12 protein-coding genes are annotated in these 15726 nt (G+C 71.3%); 6 read left to right on the top strand and 6 right to left on the bottom strand.

Annotated features, from left to right (window positions below; translation table 11 throughout):
* Positions 1-79 precede the first annotated feature (79 nt).
* Positions 80-1915: a glycoside hydrolase family 3 protein gene (locus ABZ471_RS07680; protein ID WP_359063532.1), complete on the bottom strand. Its 1836-nt coding sequence runs from the start codon at positions 1913-1915 to the stop codon at positions 80-82.
* A gap of 337 nt (positions 1916-2252) precedes the next feature.
* On the opposite strand from ABZ471_RS07680, the gene aroA reads away from it, so the two are divergent.
* Positions 2253-3488, top strand: coding sequence for a 3-phosphoshikimate 1-carboxyvinyltransferase (gene aroA / locus ABZ471_RS07675; RefSeq protein ID WP_359063530.1), 1236 nt, complete (start codon positions 2253-2255; stop codon positions 3486-3488).
* 61 nt (positions 3489-3549) lie between these two features.
* Here the strand turns inward: aroA and ABZ471_RS07670 are convergent, their stop codons facing one another.
* The 5 genes from ABZ471_RS07670 to ABZ471_RS07650 all read right to left on the bottom strand — a co-directional run bounded on the left by ABZ471_RS07670 (position 3550) and on the right by ABZ471_RS07650 (position 11427).
* Positions 3550-4983, bottom strand: a complete 1434-nt coding sequence (locus tag ABZ471_RS07670; protein ID WP_359063528.1) for a S28 family serine protease — start codon at positions 4981-4983, stop codon at positions 3550-3552.
* A gap of 87 nt (positions 4984-5070) precedes the next feature.
* A complete protein-coding gene (locus ABZ471_RS07665; protein ID WP_359063526.1) occupies positions 5071-5463 on the bottom strand; it encodes a hypothetical protein in 393 nt (130 codons plus the stop codon).
* Between the two features lie 111 nt (positions 5464-5574).
* Positions 5575-9333, bottom strand: coding sequence for an ABC transporter ATP-binding protein (locus ABZ471_RS07660; RefSeq protein WP_359063524.1), 3759 nt, complete (start codon positions 9331-9333; stop codon positions 5575-5577).
* 91 nt (positions 9334-9424) lie between these two features.
* Positions 9425-10450 carry an esterase-like activity of phytase family protein gene (locus ABZ471_RS07655; protein ID WP_359063522.1) on the bottom strand — a complete coding sequence of 342 codons (1026 nt, stop codon included), beginning with the start codon at positions 10448-10450 and terminating at the stop codon, positions 9425-9427.
* A 53-nt stretch (positions 10451-10503) separates the two neighbouring features.
* Entirely contained in the window at positions 10504-11427 is a 924-nt protein-coding gene (locus tag ABZ471_RS07650) for a serine hydrolase (RefSeq protein ID WP_359063520.1), read from the bottom strand.
* Between the two features lie 160 nt (positions 11428-11587).
* Here ABZ471_RS07650 and ABZ471_RS07645 point away from each other — a divergent pair, with 160 nt between their 5' ends.
* The 5 genes from ABZ471_RS07645 (at position 11588) to ABZ471_RS07625 (ending at position 15722) form a co-directional block, all read left to right on the top strand.
* Complete coding sequence (locus ABZ471_RS07645) at positions 11588-13870, top strand: glycosyltransferase family 39 protein (protein ID WP_359063518.1); 2283 nt, start codon at positions 11588-11590, stop codon at positions 13868-13870.
* A gap of 159 nt (positions 13871-14029) precedes the next feature.
* Entirely contained in the window at positions 14030-14836 is an 807-nt protein-coding gene (locus ABZ471_RS07640) for an endonuclease (RefSeq protein WP_359063711.1), read from the top strand.
* Positions 14837-15015: 179 nt separating this feature from the next.
* Positions 15016-15369, top strand: coding sequence for a peptidase inhibitor family I36 protein (locus tag ABZ471_RS07635; protein WP_359063516.1), 354 nt, complete (start codon positions 15016-15018; stop codon positions 15367-15369).
* Positions 15370-15408: 39 nt separating this feature from the next.
* On the top strand, positions 15409-15567 hold the full coding sequence (locus ABZ471_RS07630) for a hypothetical protein (RefSeq protein ID WP_359063514.1): 159 nt from the start codon (positions 15409-15411) through the stop codon (positions 15565-15567).
* Complete coding sequence (locus ABZ471_RS07625) at positions 15531-15722, top strand: hypothetical protein (protein ID WP_359063512.1); 192 nt, start codon at positions 15531-15533, stop codon at positions 15720-15722. Before ABZ471_RS07630 ends, ABZ471_RS07625 begins: the two co-directional genes overlap by 37 nt.
* Positions 15723-15726 lie beyond the last annotated feature (4 nt).

Here is a 15726-nt window from a genome sequence, read left to right as displayed (position 1 = left end):
CCCCGGCGACGGGGCCACGCCAGACACGCGGGAGGGTTTCCGCCCTTTGGGTGCATTGTGTCCGGAGTGTGACGTACGTCTAGTACGTCAGCCCATGACCGACGGGATACAGCACCTGCGCCGGATCGTCCGCCCGCTGCACCGGCACCGGGAGCCGCCCGCGCGGGGCCACCCGGCCGGCGATCACCCGTGCGGCGGCGCGCAGTTCGACGTCGGTCCAGGAGTAGGCCGCCAGGCAGGCCTTCACCGAGGGGAGCTGGGCCACGTCGTAGGGGTTGCGGACGGCGACGGCCACCACCGGCCTGCCGGTGGCGAGCAGCCGCTCGACCAGGGTCCGCTGGGTGCTGCCCGCCGTCACGTTGTACGTCCCGACGACCACCGCGTCCGCGTCCCGGGCCGCCGCCACCGCCTGGTCGATGACCGTCGCGGAGGGCGCGGTCCCGGTGGACAGAGCGGTGGCCGTGAAGCCCAGTTCGGTGAGGGCGCCGGCCAGGACCCCGGTGGGCGGTCCGGTGGTGCCGGACGGGGAGGCCGGGTCGGCGCCGACGACGAGGATCCTGGGCCGGGTGCGGCGGTCGAGCGGGAGGAGGCCGTCCTCGTTGACCAGCAGGGTCGTGGTCCGCTCGGCGATCCGGTCGGCGGCGGCCAGATGAGCCCTGGTGCCCACCGTGCGGTCGACGCCGGACCGGGTGACGTGGGCCCGGTCGAGGAGCCCGAGCCGGGCTTTGAGCCGCAGGATCCGCAGGATCGATTCGTCCAGGCGGGCCTCGGTCAGCTCGCCGCCGCGCACGGCCTCCAGGACCGCGTGCCACGCCACGTCGACCGACGGCGGGTTGAGCAGCTGGTCGACGCCGGCCTTCAGGGCCAGCACGGGCACCCGGTCGTCGCCGTACTTGGTGCGCACGCCCTCCATGCCGAGGGAGTCGGTGACCACGACCCCGTCGTAGCCGAGTTCGCCGCGCAGGATGCCGGTGAGGATCGGACGGGAGAGGGTGGCCGGGTCGCCGGAGTCGTCGAGGGCCGGGAACTGGATGTGGGCCGTCATGATCGAGTCGATGCCCGCTGCGACCGCGGCCCGGAAGGGCACCGCGTCCAGTTTCTCCCAGAGTTCCCGGCTGTGCGTGATGACCGGGAAGCCGGTGTGGCTGTCGACGGCGGTGTCGCCGTGCCCCGGGAAGTGCTTGGCGGTCGCCGCGACCCGGGAGGCCTGATAGCCCGACACCTCGGCCGCCACCAGGCCCGCCACCGCCTCCGGGTCGGCCCCGAAGGACCGTACGCCGATGACCGGGTTGGCCGGGTTGACGTTCACGTCGGCGTCCGGGGAGTAGTCCTGGTTGATGCCCATCGCACGCAGTTCGGCGCCGGAGATGCGGCCGAGGGCGCGGGCGTCGGACCGGGAGCGGCCCGCGCCGATCGCCATCGCGCCCGGGAACAGCGTGGCCGGCTTGCCCACCCTGCACACTATGCCGTGCTCCTGGTCGGTGGCGATGAGCACCGGCAGACCGCGGGGCTGTTCCAGGGAGGCCTTCTGGATGCCGTTGGACAGCTCGGCGATCTGGTGGGGATCGCGGGCGTTGTGGGCCCAGGTGAAGTAGATGATCCCGCCGACCCGGTACTTCTCGATCAGCTCGGCGGCCGTGCGGACCCCGATCTCCTTGAGGTTGGCGTCGATGTCGGCCTGGTCGGGGGCGGTGGCGGAGTGGCCGTAGACCCGCATCACGAAGAGCTGGCCGACCTTCTCCTCCAGGGTCATGCGGGAGACGAGGGCGCGGAGCCCGCGGTCGTCGGGGGTGGCGGCATGGGCGGCGGTGGCCGGTACGGTCAGCGCGGCGGTGAGACCCGCGGTGGCGGTGAGAACGGTCCGTCTGGACGGCCGTGCGGTGTTTCCCGTGCTTCCCGTGCTGCTGTCGTGCACGTGCGCTCCTTCCGGAGGAGAACCGCTGAAGGAAACTTCCGAGGAGTCACCAATATCCGGGAAGTTTCTTTCCGTCAAGGGACTGCACAGTAAGCCAGGATGGGGCCGCCATCGGCGCATGGGAGGGGGGCGCGCCGATGGCGGTGGGCTGTCGGGCGTGGTGCGGCGGAGAGGGTGCGTCGGCGTTCGCGGCCTGCGGCGAGGGCCGACACCGCACCACGGACTCGTCCGGCAGCCTGACGTTGGACGGGCGAGGGCGCCGCCGGGTTCCCGCGGCCCGGGTCCAGCCCCTGGACGTTGTGCCCAAGCGTCCGGCCCACCGGCCATCATGGCCGCCATGCCCGCAGTCGACATCCCCGGTTCCAAGTCCATCACCGCCCGCGCGCTCTTCCTCGCGGCCGCCGCCGAAGGCGTGAGCACCCTCGTACGGCCCCTGCGCTCCGACGACACCGAGGGCTTCGCCGAGGGCCTGGTCCGGCTCGGCTACCGGGTGGGCCGCACTCCGGACACCTGGCAGGTGGACGGTCGCCCGCAGGGCCCGGCGCTCGCCGAGGCCGACGTGTACTGCCGCGACGGCGCCACCACCGCCCGCTTCCTGCCCGCCCTGGTGGCCGCCGGACACGGCACCTACCGCTTCGACGCCTCCCCGCAGATGCGCCGGCGCCCCCTCGGCCCGCTCACCCGGGCGCTGCGCGACCTCGGTGTCGACCTGCGGCACGAGGAGGCGGAGGGCCACCACCCGCTGACCGTCCGGGCGGCCGGGGTCGAGGGAGGCGAGGTCGTGCTGGACGCGGGCGACTCCTCGCAGTACCTGACCGCGCTGCTCCTGCTGGGCCCGCTGACCCGCACGGGCCTGCGGATCCGGGTGACCGACCTGGTCTCGGCGCCGTACGTGGAGATCACGCTCGCGATGATGCGGGCGTTCGGTGTCGAGGTGGTCCGGGACGGCGAGGTCTTCGAGGTCCCGGCGGGCGGCTACCGGGCCACCACCTACGCGATCGAGCCGGACGCCTCGACCGCGAGCTACTTCTTCGCCGCCGCGGCCGTCACCCCGGGCCGCGAGGTGACCGTGCCCGGCCTGGGGTCCGGGGCGCTCCAGGGCGACCTGCGGTTCGTCGAGGTGCTGCGGCGGATGGGCGCGGAGGTGGAGGTGGCCGCGGACCGGACGACCGTGCGCGGCACGGGAGTTCTGCGTGGGCTGACCGCCACCATGCGGGACATCTCCGACACCATGCCGACGCTCGCCGCGATCGCGCCGTTCGCCTCCGGCCCGGTCCGCATCGAGGACGTCGCCAACACGCGGCTGAAGGAGTGCGACCGGCTGGAGGCCTGCGCGGAGAACCTCCGCCGGCTCGGCGTGGAGGTGGCGACCGGCCCCGACTGGATCGAGATCCGGCCCGGTACGCCCCTGCCGGACATCGGGATCAAGTCCTACGGCGACCACCGCATCGTGATGTCCTTCGCGGTGACCGGGCTGCGTGCGCCCGGGCTCTCGTACGACGATCCCGGCTGCGTACGCAAGACGTTCCCGGGCTTCCACGAGGCGTTCGGGGCGCTGAGCGCGGCCGGGTGACCGCACCCGGCCGGTGCCGGCCCCCTCGTACGGGAGGGCCGGCACCGGGAACTCCGGGAACCTACGGGCGCAGCGCGGGCTCGCGCTCCACGTCCCGTACGTCCAGCTCGGCGTCGTAGCGGGCGAGCGGCTTCGCCGCCGACGGGTCGCCCTGGACGGCGGGGGACGCGACCCCGGCCCACTCCAGGATCCGGGCCGTGGCGAGTGCCTTCTCGTCGGCCACCAGACCCGCCACGTTCGCCCCGTGGTTCATGCCGGGGGCGGTGAAGACGTAGGAGTCACGGGCGCCCGTGCCGGGGCGGAACCGCTCCGAGCCCCACGGGTCGTTCTGCCCGTACACGAACAGCATGTGCCGGGCGTGGTGCCGGACCCAGGTGTCCACGTCCCGCATCACGCCCGGCTGGAAGCGCATCGGGATGGAGCGGGGCACGAAGTTGCGCGGCGGCTGGTAGCCGTAGCGGATCAACTTCCGCTCGATGGCCGGGAACTGGATGGTGGGGGCGCCCAGCTGGGTACCCGCCTGGTAGTAGTACGGCGTGTACTGCTCCAGGCCCTGGTCGGCGTAGGAGGAGAAGCCGACGACGGACTCGACGGAGTTCCAGATCATGTCGTCCGTCGCCCCCGCCGCGTCGGCCGGGACGGAGTCGCAGTCCTTCAGCAGGCTGTACTGCCAGAAGGTCCAGACGTAGTCGAGCACGACCGCCTCGTAGGCCTGGTCCAGGCTGCCGACGGTGGCGAAGGTGTAGCCGTTGTCGGCGGCGTACTGCGCGTACTTCTCCTCCAGGGGCTCGCGCCGCACGAGTGCCTCCCGCTGCACGGCGTTCAGCCGGTCCCGGCACTCCTTGGTGCCGACGGCGGCGAAGAAGCGGTCGTAGGCCGAGTCCTCCTTGTCGACGACGTCGTTGGGGGCGACGTAGGCGACCACGCCGGCCATGTCGCGCGGGTAGAAGCGCTCGTAGTAGGTGGCCGTCATACCGCCCTTGGAGCCGCCGGTCGCCAGCCAGTTGGCGGAGTAGACCGGCTTCAGCGCCTCGTAGACGCGGTGCTGGTCGCTCGCCGCCTGCCAGATGTCCAGCTTGGACCAGTCGGCCGGGTCGGGGCGGGACGGGGTGAAGAAGCGGTACTCCAGGGAGACCTGGTTGCCGTCCACGATCTGGGTGGGCTCGCGGCGGGACGGGGTCGTGGAGACGTTGTAGCCGCTGGTGTAGAAGACCGTCGGGCGGCTGGTGTCCTTGTGCAGCACGGTGATCCGCTGCTGGAAGGTACCCCGGTCCGGGTGGCGGTGGTCGACCGGCTGGGTGAAGTTCAGGACGAAGTACCGGTAGCCCGGGTACGGCTTCTCCTGGACCAGGCTCATGCCGGGTATCGCCAGGAGCCGGTCCTTGATGTCGGTGGGCCCTGGCTGTGCGGACTGGGCGGCGGTGGCCGCGCCCGCTGTGCTCAGCGTGCCTATGAACACCGTGAGCGCCAGCAGCCATCTGAGCGCCTTGCGCATGCAGACTCTCCCCTGTGAGACAGATGTGCGCCGGAAGCTATCGGAGCAACTGCTGTCGCACCAGGGGGGATTGACCGGTGTTCGCGATCAGCACAGGATCCAGCCGGAGCTGACCGAGTCGCGGCCCACCGAGCCGCGCACCCACACGCAGCGCTGCCCGGCGTGGACGGTCACCGGGCCCGCGTGGTACTTGTACCTGCCCTTGTCCACGACCGGCCGGTTGCCGCGGGCCTGCAGACTGACCGACATCACCCGCTTGACGCCCGGATCTCTGGGGACGGTGACGGCACAGACGTAGCCGCTGCGCTTGTAGACGTGCACGGTGCCGGTGCTGAAGGGGAGGGTCCGCACCTCGCGCCCGCCGCAGGAGCGGTCCCCCGCCGCCTGGGCGGTGCCGGGCACCGCGAGGGCGAACCCGAGGGACGCGGCCAGCACGGCCGCGCCGAGCACCACCCGCCGGCGTATCGCACCACTGTCCACTGTCGTCCTCCCCGCACCGCCGCCACACCTCGCCGATGAACGTACTGATGTACGGACGCACGACATGTGTCGGATGGTTGCACGACCGTCAGCGGAACGTTTCGGCCGGCCTCAGCGGTACACGCCCACCGGCTCCTCCGGTTCGGGCCGGCCCATGAAGGTCCGCCACAGCTCGGCGTAGTGCCCGCCCCTCGCCAGAAGCTCCTCGTGGGTGCCGTCCTCCGCCACCCGGCCGTGGTCCATGACCACCACCCGGTCCGCGCGGGCGGCCGTGGTCAGCCGGTGGGCGACGATCAGGGTGGTGCGCGCCGAGGGGTGGTGGTCGGGCGCCTCGCGGTCCGTACGGCGGCCCGCCAGGCGGTCGGTGGCCTGGTTGACCTGGGCCTCCGTGGCCAGGTCGAGGGCGGCCGTGGCCTCGTCGAGGAGGAGGACGTCGGGGCCGACCAGTTCGGCGCGGGCGAGTGCGATCAGCTGGCGCTGGCCGGCCGAGAGGTTGCGGCCGCGCTCGGTGACCTCGTGGAGGTAGCCGCCGTCGAGCGTGGCGATCATCTCGTGCGCGCCGACCGCCCGTGCCGCCGCCTCCACTTCGGCGTCGGTGGCGTCGGGACGCCCGTAGGCGATGGCGTCCCGGACGGTGCCCTGGAACAGGTACGCCTCCTGCGGGACGACGCCGAGGCGGTGACGGTACGAGGTCAGGTCCAGGGCGCGCAGGTCCGTGCCGTCGGCCGTGACCCGGCCGGAGGTGGGGTCGTAGAAGCGGGCCACCAGCTTGACGAGGGTCGACTTGCCGGCGCCCGTCTCGCCGACGAAGGCCACCGTCTGCCCGGCCGGGATCCTCAGGTCGATGCCGCTCAGCGCCTCTTCCTCGTTGCCGTACGCGAAGTGCACGTCCTCGAAGGCGATGTCGCCGCGCAGGGACAGGACGTCGAGGGGTTCGTCGGCGGACTTCGTGGAGGTCGGCTCGACCAGCAGCTCCTGGATGCGGCCCAGCGAGACCGTGGCCTGCTGGTAGCCGTCGAAGACCTGGGAGAGCTGCTGGACCGGGGCGAAGAACAGGTCGATGTAGAGGAGGTACGCCACCAGCGCACCTGTGGTCAGCGTGGCCGCCTCCACCCGGCCGGCGCCCGCGATGAGGACGGCGGCCGCGGCGACCGAGGACAAGAGCTGGACGAAGGGGAAGTAGACGGATATCAGCCACTGGCCGCGGATGCGGGCGCCCCGGTAGCTGTCGCTGCGCTCGGCGAACCGCCGGCTGCCGTCGCCCTCGCGCCGGAACGCCTGCACGATCCTGAGCCCGGCCACCGATTCCTGGAGGTCGGCGTTCACCGACGACACGCGCTCACGGGCGAGTTCGTACGCCTTCACGCTCGCCCGGCGGAAGAAGAAGGTGGCCACGACCAGCGGCGGCAGGGTGGCGAAGACGACGAGAGCGAGCTGCACGTCGAGCACCAGCAGGACGCCCATGATGCCGAAGAAGGTGACGACCGAGACGAACGCGGTGACCAGACCGGTCTGCAGGAACGTGGACAGGGCGTCGACGTCCGTGGTCATCCGCGTCATGATCCGGCCGGTCAGCTCGCGCTCGTAGTAGTCGAGACCGAGCCGCTGGAGCTGGGCGAAGATCTTCAGGCGGAGGGAGTAGAGGACCCGTTCGCCGGTACGGCCGGTCATCCGGGTCTCGCCGATCTGCGCCGCCCACTGCACCAGCACGGTGAGCAGGCCCAGCAGGGAGGCCGCCCACACCGCGCCGAGGGCCGCCTTCGTGACGCCCTGGTCGATGCCGTGCCGGATCAGCACCGGCAGCAGCAGACCCGCGCCCGCGTCCACCGCGACCAGCAGCAGGCTGACCAGCAGGGGCAGCCCGAAGCCGCGGAGCAGACGCCTGAGGCCGTACGACTCCTCGGGACGGACCGCGCCGGCCTCGTCGATGTCGGGGGTTTCGGTGGCCGGGGGCAGCGCCTCGACCAGGGCGAGGAGTTCGGGAGTGGCCGGGGTGCCCGACATCGCCTGGTCCCTGGGCTCCCGGTCGCCGGTCCACAGCCGCGGAGTGACCCCGCGCTCGGCGTCGAACTCGGCGTCCAGTTCCTCGCGGACGGACGTGTCCTCCTGCGGCTCGGCCGGACGGTCGTGGCCCGGGGAGACCGCGCCCAACTCGTCCGGGTCGGTCAGCAGGCGGCGGTAGAGGGCCGAGCGTTCCTGGAGCTCCTCGTGGGTGCCGAGGTCGGCGAGGCGGCCGCCGTCGAGGACGGCGATGCGATCGGCGAGGTTGAGGGTGGAGCGGCGGTGGGCGATGAGAAGGGTGGTACGGCCCTGCATGACCTGCTTCAGCGCCTCGTGGATCTCGTGTTCCACGCGGGCGTCCACGGCCGAGGTCGCGTCGTCCAGGACCAGCAGACGCGGGTCGGTGAGCAGGGCGCGGGCGAGCGCGACACGCTGGCGCTGGCCGCCGGAGAGGGTCAGGCCGTGCTCGCCGACCTTGGTGTCGTAGCCCTCGGGCAGCTCGGCGATGAAACGGTCCGCCTGGGCGGCGCGGGCGGCGGTCTCGATCTCCTCCTGGGTGGCGTCCGGGCGGCCGTAGGCGATGTTGTTGCGGACGGTGTCCGAGAAGAGGAACGAATCTTCGGGGACCAGTCCGATCGCGGCCCGGAGCGAGTCCAGGGTCAGCTCGCGCACGTCGTGGCCGCCGATCAGGACCGCGCCGTGGGTGACGTCGTAGAAGCGCGGCAGGAGCAGGGAGAGGGTGGACTTGCCGGAGCCGGAGGAGCCGACGACGGCGAGGGTCTCACCGGGGCGGATCTCGAAGCTGAGCCCTTCGAGGACCGGCCGCTCATGGTCGTACCCGAAGGACACGTCGTCGAACTCGACGGCCGCCGGCACGTCGGCCGGCAGGGTCCTGGTGCCGTCCTTCATCGTCGGCTCGGTGTCGATCAGCTCCAGGACGCGCTCGGTGCCGGCGCGGGCCTGCTGGCCGACGGTGAGGACCACGGCGAGCATGCGGACCGGGCCGACCAGCTGGGCGAGGTAGGTGGAGAAGGCGACGAAGGTGCCGAGGGTGATGTGCCCCCGCACGGCCAGCCAGCCGCCGAGCGCCAGCATGGCGACCTGGCCGAGGGCCGGGACGGCCTGGAGAGCGGGGGTGAACCTGCTGTTCATCCGTATGGTGCGCAGGCGCCCCGCGAAGAGGCGGCGGCCGACCTCCCGGAGCTTCCCGGTCTCCTGCTCCTCCTGCCCGAACCCCTTCACCACGCGTACGCCGCTCACCGCGCCGTCGACCACTCCGGCCACGGCGGCGGCCTGGGCCTGGGCGTACCAGGTGGCGGGGTGGAGCTTGCTGCGGCTGCGCTTGGCGATCCAGCCGAGGGCCGGGGCCACGGCCAGGGCGACCAGGGTCAGCGGCAGCGACAGCCAGGCCATGATCACCAGGGAGATCAGGAAGAGCAGGACGTTCCCGATGGTCATCGGGAGCATGAAGAGCAGGCCCTGGATCAGCTGGAGGTCGCTGGTGGCCCGGCCGACCACCTGCCCGGTGGACAGCTCGTCCTGGCGGCGGCCGTCGAGGCGGGTGATCGTGTCGTACATCTCGGTCCGCAGGTCGTGCTGGACGTCGAGGGCGAGCCGGCCGCCGTAGTAGCGGCGGACGTAGGTGAGCGCGTAGACCGCGACGGCGGCGCCGAGCAGGGCGCCGGCCCAGGGGGCCATGGAGCGGGTGTGGCCGCCGATGACGTCGTCGATGATCACCTTGGTGATCAGCGGGACGAGGGCCACCACCGCCATGCCGGCCAGAGAGGAGCCGAGGGCCAGGACGACGTCCTTCGGATACCGCCAGGCGTAGCCCGCCAGCCGTCGTGCCCATCCCCGTTGCGCCGCCACGCCGGTGCCTCCCTCTGGACCTGATCTACCGGAAGGCACCAACGCCGACAGATGCGATTTTCATCCCGCCGTAACAAAACGAGGGCGCATGTCAGACACGTACTCGCAGGTAGTAGAACCGGGTCGTCTGTGCCTTGTTCTCATTGTCGTCGCTGACCAGCAGGACCCGCAGGCGGCCGGTGTGGTCACGCCCCGTGATCGTCATGCCCTCGATGTTGTCGAGCAGGGGGTTCGGCTGTGGCTGCTTGGCCGTGGCACCCAGGGAAGGGCAGGTGGCGATGTCCGCGAGCAGGGTCTTCTTGATCAGGCGGACGCCAGGCCGGCCGGTCAGGTTCTCGATGCCGCTGGTGTCCGTGGCGTGGCGGGGGTCGGCCAGGTAGAGGCGCACGGTGTTGCCGACGCCCGCGGTGAAGCCGCGCTCCAGGACGAGGAGGCGGCCGTCGGGGGTGGCCTGGACCTCCGGGACGCCGAGGCCGGCGTCGGTGCGGTAGGCGTACTGGGCGGCGAGCCGGAAGCCGCCGTGGTGGCGGGTCCAGGTCTGGAAGCGGACGATGTCGCCGGAGTCGCCCGAGAGCGCGCCCTCCATGGAGGCCAGCAGGGTGTGGCTGCCGGGCAGCAGGGTCAGGCCCTCGAAGGTCTGGTTGCGGGTGGCGCGGCCGGCCGGGGCGGCCAGGAGGGAGGACGGGACCGGGAGGCGGTCGAGGATCTTCCCGTCCCAGGAGTAGCGGCGCACGGACGGCTCGGTCTCGGAGGAGATCAACCGGGTGCCGTCGCGGTCGATGACGAGCCCCTCGGAGTCGAGGACGGCACCCCTCTCGTCGGCGAGAGGGACGGCCGAGGTCGGCTGGAGGCTCTTCGGGTCCAGACCGAACAGCACCGAGCGGTCCTCCAGCGCGGCGAGGGAGCCGTCCCGGTCCACCGCGAGCGCGGAGAAGTTGCCGACGACGGTGCCCTGGTACGTCGTCTTGTCGAGCACATCGGAGAAGCGGTCGATGGAGACGGCGGGCGAACAGGCGTTGCCCTGGACGGAGTTGGCGCTTGCGGGCCCGGCGGCGGTCAGGCAAGTGGCCGCCGCCAGGCCGGCGGTGAGCGTGGCGAGTACGGTTCTCAGGCGCATGGGCGTCACCGTAGAACGGTCCGGTGACCGGCGGGAGACCGCCTCGTGAAGGCTCAGCCCTGCGGCGGTACCGCCACGAACGCCTCGCTGGGCGCACTGGTCGGGGTGTACCGCGTGACGGAGGACGTCGTCGGCACCAGGTCCTTGTGGATGGCCTTGGCGACGTTCTGGATGGTGGTCACGCCGTAGTCCATGGTGCTGTTGTCCTGCGTCAGCACGCTGACCATGTAGTCGTGGCCGCCGCCGTTGAAGGTGCCCAGGCTGTGCACCCGCCAGCCGTGCGTGGCGCGCTGCAGCCAGCCGTTCTTGACGTGCACGGCGACCGAGGAGGGCGCCCCGGCGGGCGTGCCCCAGCGCTGCGACGAGATGACCTTGCCCATCAACTTCAGGATGTAGGCGCGGGAGTTGTCGCTCAGCACGGTGTTCTTGGCGGTGACGAGCTTGAGCAGCTTCTGCTCGTCGGTGACGTTGATCTGGGTCAGGCCCCAGTAGCCGCCCGCACCCGGTGTGGTCTTTGTCATGCCGGCGGCGGACAGGAAGCCCTTGATCTTCGTCAGGCCCAGCTGCTTCCACAGCTTGCTGGTCGCGTCGTTGTCGGACTTGGTGATCATGGCCGTGGCGAGCGACTGCTCGGTGCTCGTCAGATACCGGTTGTGCTTCTTCGCGTCCCACAGCAGCGTGGCGAGGACGGTGACCTTGACCGTGCTGGCCGAGTCGTAGGCGCTGGTGGCGCGCAGGGTGCAGGTGGTCTTGGTGGAGCGGTCGTACAGGCCGATCGCGACGGTGCCCTTGCGGTTCGCGAGCGCCGCCGTGATGTCCTTCTGCAGCTTGGTGGCCAGGCCCGCCTTGGCTGACGTACAGCTGACGGCGGGCGCGACCGCCGCGGCCGGAGCGGCGACGGTGACGGCCGGTATGAGCACCACGGCGCCGAGGGCGGCTGCGAGCGCACCGGCGCGTATGGAGGTACGGGAAGTCATACCTGTGTTGACACACAGAGCCGGCCAAAAGTTGCACGCGTGTTCCTAGTTCGGGAGTTCGATCAGTGCGAAAGTCTCGACCGGTGCCGGGCGGGACACCCACAGGCTCTCCCCAGGCGGGCCACAGCCGTCACCCATCGCCGCACTGCACGGTGCACTGGTGACATCTGCCACCGATCCCCTCTCCCACCCGACCGTGACGCCCGCTCCGCCGTCCCCGGCCGCGGACCCGGCGCCCCGCTGGTCGCTCCCCGCACTGGTCGCGATCATGATCCTGGCCGCGGTGCTCTACTCCTGGAACCTCTCCGGCTCCGGCCTCAACAGCTTCTACAGCGCGGCCGTGCTCAGCGGCACGCAGAGCTGGAAGGCGTGGTTCTTCGGCTCGCTGGACGCGGGCAACTTCCTCACCGTCGACAAACCGCCCCTCGCCCTCATGGTCATGGGCCTGTCCTGCCGCGTCTTCGGCTTCGGCACCTGGCAGATGATGGCTCCGATGATCGTGGCCGCACTGGCGACGATCTGGGTCCTGCACGCCTCGGTGAAGCGGGTGTGGGGCCACGGCGCGGCGGCACTCGCGGCCCTGGTCCTGGCGCTGACCCCGATCACCGTGGCCATCAACCGGGACAACAACCCCGACACGCTGCTGGTCCTGCTGATGGTCGGCGGGGCGGCCCTGGCCCTGCGCGCGGCGGCGGGCGGCCGTCTGCTGCCGCTGCTCGGCTCGGCGGTCTGCTTCGGTCTCGCCTTCAACGCCAAGATGCTGCAGGGCTACATCGCGCTGCCCGCGGTCTTCGCGGTCTACCTGTACGCGGCCCGCATCCCGCTCACGAAACGGATCGTCAATCTGCTGCTCGCGGCCGTGGCGCTGGCGGTGTCGAGCTTCTGGTGGGCGGCCGCGGTGTCGCTGGTCCCCGCCGCCGACCGCCCCTACATCGGTGGTTCGACGGACGGCACGGCCTGGAACCTGATCATGGGGTACAACGGCCTGGGCCGGGTCTTCGGCGGCGAGGGCAACGGCGTAGGCGGTGGCGGCGGAGGCGGCTTCTCCGGTTCCGCGGGCATCGGCCGGCTCTTCAACGACATCCTCGGCGGCCAGATCTCCTGGCTGATCCCCTTCGCGGCCCTCGCCTGCGGCGGCGGTCTGATCCTCCGCGGCCGCGCCCCGCGCACCGACCTCGCCCGAGCCGCACTCGTGCTGTGGGGCGGCTGGACGGCCCTGCACTACCTGACCTTCGCCATGGCCGAGGGCACCATGCACCCGTACTACACGACCGCGCTCGCGCCCGGCATCGCCGCGCTGTGCGGAGGCGGCGGCGTGATGCTGTGGCGGGCCTTCCGGACGGACAAGCGCTGGGCGTGGGTCCTGCCGGCCGCTCTCACGGTCACGGCACTGTGGGCGATCGTCCTGCTCCGCCGGGCATCCGGCTGGAACACCTGGCTGTGGCCCACGATCGGCGTGGTCATGGCGGCGGCCGTGGCGGGCCTGCTCCTCTTCCGCACCGGCAACCGGGCACGGCTGCTGGCGGCCTCCGTGGCGGCGGCGGTCGTGGCGGCCGCCGCCGGACCGGCAGCGTACGCGTGGTCGGTGCCGTCGGAGTCCGGCGGCGGTGGCATGGGCGGTACGAATCCGACGGCGGGCCCCTCGACGGGGAGCGGCTTCGGCGGCGGCCCCGGTGGGGGCAACCGGGGCGGCTTCCCCGGCGGCGGGAACGGCGAGCTGCCCGAGGGCGGCCAGAACGCCCGGGCGGGCGGCGGCTTCCCGGGCGGGGCCGCACCGAGCGGCGCCCCCGGCGCGGGAACGCAGGGAGGCAACCAGCAGGGCGGGGGCTTCCCCGGCGGCCAGAACGGTGAACTCCCGGGCGGAAGCAGCGGATCGACGGGCACCGCCCCAGGCGGTACGGGGACCGGCTCCGGCAGCGCAGGCGGTCAGCGGTCCGGCCGCACGGGCGGCTTCGGCGGTGGCGGCATGGGCGGCGGCGCGAGCACCGAACTGATCTCCTACCTGAAGAAGCACCAGGACGGCGCCGAGTGGCTGCTGGCGGTGTCCAACTCACAGAGCGCCGCACAGATCGAGCTCAGCAGCAACGTGCCCGTCATTTCCATGTGGGGCTTCACCGGCACCGACAACGCGATGACGGTCGCCAAACTGAAGGAGCTCGTGAAGAAGGGCGAGCTGCACTACATCCAGATCGGCAGCGGCGGTGGCATGGGCGGCGGGCCCGGCGGCGGCGGCAGCCTCAGCACCGAGGTGTCGAACTGGGTGAAGAAGCACGGTACGGCGGTGAAGGAGAGCGCGTACAGCAAGAGTTCGAGCACGTCGAAGTCGTCTTCGGACTCTTCGGGCTCCTCGAGTTCCTCGTCCTCTTCTTCGTCTTCTTCGTCTTCTTCGTCGCAGAGCAACAGCTCGACGCTCTACCGTCTGGACCCGTCGGACGTCAGCTGACACAACTCTCTTGAAAACGGCCCCCGATCACCGGATCGGGGGCCGTTTGTCGTGTTCCTTCACCTGATGGAAACGTCCCGCTCATTGCACAGGCTGCATGCCCATGCCACGCTCCCGGTTGCCGCCTCCATTCAACCCGCGTAGAACGGACCCCACATGATGCTGGCGACACCCCCACGCCGCTGGAAGGCACTGGCGCTGACCACGGCAGCCGTGCTGGTCGGCCTCACCGCCCCCACCCTGACCGCGACCCCGGCAGCGGCGACCACGACCGCGTACGACTCGACGTACTACAAGAACGCCGTCGGCAAGACCGGCACGAGCCTGAAGTCGTCTCTGCACACGATCATCGGCTCGGGTGTGACGAAGCTGTCGTACTCGGCCCTCTGGGACGCCCTGAAGAGCACGGACCAGGACCCGAACAACAGCAGCAACGTGATCCTGCTGTACTCGGGCATCTCCCGCAGCAAGTCGCTCAACGGCGGTGACAGCGGCGACTGGAACCGCGAGCACGTCTGGGCGATCTCGCACGGTGGCCTCACGACCTCGACCGGCCCCGGTACCGACCTGCACCACATCCGCCCGGAGGACGTGGCGGTCAACGCCAAGCGCGGCAACCTCGACTTCGACGCGGGCGGCAGCACGTTCACCAACAGCGGCGGCAGCAAGGCCGACTCCGACTCCTTCGAGCCGCGCGACGCCGTCAAGGGCGACGTCGCCCGCATGATCCTCTACATGGCGGTCCGCTACGAGGGCGACGACGGCTTCGCCGACCTCGAACCCGACGACAAGGTCGGCAACGGCAGCAACCCCTACATCGGCAAGCTGTCGATCCTGAAGAAGTGGAACGACGAGGACCCGCCGGACGCCTTCGAGGAGCGCCGCAACCAGGTCATCTACGACTCCTACCAGCACAACCGGAACCCGTTCATCGACCACCCGGAGTGGGTCGACGAGATCTGGTAGGCGGGCGGCAGCCAGCGGCTGTCAGAACGGAGTGGGCGCCGGTTGTACTAGTTCTACTAGTTCGCCCACACCGGTGACGTCGATCTTGGGCCCGGGCGTGTCCCCGATCCGGAACAGGAGCATGGCGATGCCTCGGCACCTCCGCCGAGACATTCCAACTCCCCTTTCTGGAGAGGCTCGTGAAGATTCGCTCTTGGTCGCTGGCCGCCGCTCTCGCCCTGACCGCCCTGCTCCTGCCCGCCCAGACCGCCTCGGCCCAGGCCGCCGCGCCCTCCTGTCCCGACGGCTCGGTGTGCTTCTGGAGCGGGGACGGCTTCGGCGGGGACTACTGGGAGTGGACGTCCCGCAGCGGCTACCGCGACATGCCGCCCAACCTCCACGACAACGTGGGCTCCTTCGTCGCCTCCACCCGCGCCTGCTTCATCAACTGGGACCCGGTGGAGAAGCGGGACGTCTTCAACGGCGACTGGCGCTCCCAGTACTCCGGCGACTTCGGCGGGCGGATCGACGGGGTGGGCGCGGGCGCCTGCTGACCCCGGGCAGCCGCGGACCGGCGCGGCATGCTGATCCACATGCCTGATGACCCGGGCGGACGCTGGTCCTTCGAGACGGCGCGCGAGCCTGCCCGGTTCGACGCCGGCCAGGTCGACGGCGTTTCTGGAACGGAACACGCCGTGGACGCCGACGGGACGCTGTGCGGCATTCCGGAGCAGCGACCGCCGACACGCTGAAGACCGAACGCGCCAAGGGCCGGCAGGGCCCCTGGCGCGTGGTGTGGTCCGTCCGCGTCACCGACCACCGGTGCACGCCCCACGGAGACGGCGACAACTGCGAGCCGTACGACACGGTCCTGGACGCCGGCACCGGAGAGATCTACGGCTGGTGAGGCG

Origin of the sequence: Streptomyces sp. NPDC005728, from assembly GCF_040630895.1 — a bacterium.
Lineage (GTDB): Bacteria > Actinomycetota > Actinomycetes > Streptomycetales > Streptomycetaceae > Streptomyces.
Note: the sequence above shows the minus strand (reverse complement) of the source record. Positions and strands in the feature narration are given on the sequence as shown.